Source organism: Candidatus Erwinia dacicola (genome assembly GCF_001756855.1).
Lineage (GTDB): Bacteria > Pseudomonadota > Gammaproteobacteria > Enterobacterales > Enterobacteriaceae > Erwinia > Erwinia dacicola.
In genome coordinates, this window is the sequence record NZ_MAYS01000443.1 from 1 (window position 1) to 1,686 (window position 1,686).

General features: G+C 61.4%; 3 protein-coding genes. 1 reads left to right on the top strand and 2 read right to left on the bottom strand.

The annotated features are described in order from the left end of the window. Together BBW68_RS11925 and BBW68_RS11930 are read right to left on the bottom strand one after the other, a co-directional pair. The coding region (locus BBW68_RS11925; protein ID WP_338061305.1) for a phage baseplate assembly protein at positions 1–681 on the bottom strand (681 nt) is incomplete at its 3' end. Then, positions 665–1,252: a hypothetical protein gene (locus BBW68_RS11930; RefSeq protein WP_245675260.1), complete on the bottom strand. Its 588-nt coding sequence runs from the start codon at positions 1,250–1,252 to the stop codon at positions 665–667. The genes BBW68_RS11925 and BBW68_RS11930, both read right to left, overlap by 17 nt. A 118-nt stretch (positions 1,253–1,370) precedes the next feature. On the opposite strand from BBW68_RS11930, the gene BBW68_RS11935 reads away from it, so the two are divergent. Next, the coding region (locus BBW68_RS11935; protein WP_186821255.1) for a transposase at positions 1,371–1,686 on the top strand (316 nt) is incomplete at its 3' end.

Sequence of the window (1,686 nt, forward strand, 5' to 3'; positions counted from 1 at the left end):
ATCCTCATGACCCGTGCCGTGGCCCTGCGCCAGTACCGTGGTCTGAGAGTAACGCCCGCTCATGTCGGTACGCTTGCCCAGCCTGAGCAGATTATTGTTCTGGCCGTCATGGTGCATGATGAGTGTATCCACCGGCGTGGCGCTGTAGTCCGGCCCACCGATAATCAGGGTGCCGTCCGGGGCCATCCACGGCCACAGGCCGCTCATTTCAGCGACGCGCTTCAGTGCATCCCACGCGCTGTCACCCGGCTCGATGCTGACCTTCTTCACGCTGCCGGGGTTATCGGCCTGCATGCGGATGGCGGTCACGCCCAGTGGCTTAATTACCTGGGCGACAACCTCCTGTAGCGTCATTTCCTGTGCGGTAAAAATGGGGGCCGAACAGTCAACCAGTACCGCCGCTGCATCGCGACCGTTCAGCTCCAGCATGTGCTGGCCACGGCTCACATCGTGACTCAGTTCATCAATCATGCCGGTCATGATGGTGCTGTCGCCGTAGCGCAGCTCGGCTCTGGCACCGGCCTCCACGTTCGCGGGCAACACAGGCTCAGCGGTGCCGACCGACAACTGCCAGCCGCCTGCCGGGGTCAGCAGGTCGGAATCCACCTCGAAGCGCTCCCAGTCGTCGTGCGACCGGCCCCCGATACGCAGCGTCAGGCGCGGCTCATCTTGCCCAGGCATACAGCACATCCCCCGGATTCAGGTTATTTGACTCGCGCAATGATGGATTGAGGCGGGCCAGCTGCGTGGCGCGGGACGCGTCGCCGTACCACTCAAATGCCAGCAGGGGCAGATTACAGCGGCGCGTCACCTGACGCTGTACCAGCGGCGGCAGCGCCAGTATCAGCCCACGGGCCTGCTCCTGAAGGTGCCAGGCACTTTCCTGCAGCGTGGCAATGATGGCCTGATCCTGACGGGTGTCCGGCGTACCGGCCTGCTCGCGAACGGCAGTGGCCATACGTGTGGAGACGGATGCCCGCTGGGCCGCAATAGCCTCAACAATCAGGGTGCGCACGTCGCCGGTGATGCGCTCAATATCGGTGGAGGACAGCGTCGGGGAGGCGGTCTCATTCACAAAAATATCGCTGGCCGTGTCGGTCATTTCGCTGACGGCCACCAGGCGGATGGCCTGGTTAATCATCTCCGTATCGCTCTGCGGCATCACGCTGGCGCGGCGCAGGGTGGAGGCGAACACGCTGCCGGAGGACATGGTCTGCTGGGCGGTGGTGCGCTGCGCCGGTAACGTCAGCATGGTGTCCTTCAGGGTAGAGTCTTAGGACGTGGTGTAAATTTGGAAGGATGGTGAGAGCCATTGGCTTATCCGGTAAGGTAATGGTTAATTAGACAATTATCTCAGAAGGAGTCAACCGATGGCCGACAACAGCATGACATTCAGCAACACCCTGATGCAACTCGGCGGTGAGGACTTTCTGCGTGAACTCACCGAATTTATGCTCAACCGCATCATGGAGGCCGATGTCACTCAGCGCATCAACGCAGAGCCTCATGAGCGCAGTGACGAGCGGGAGACCTACCGTAACGGCTACCGTGACCGTCAGTACCACACCCGCCTCGGTACCCTGGACCTGCGTATACCGAAGCTGCGTGAAGGCTCGTACTTCCCGTCCTTCCTTGAGGCCCGCAGGCTGTCGGAGAAAGCACTGAACGCGGTAATCCAGGAAGCGT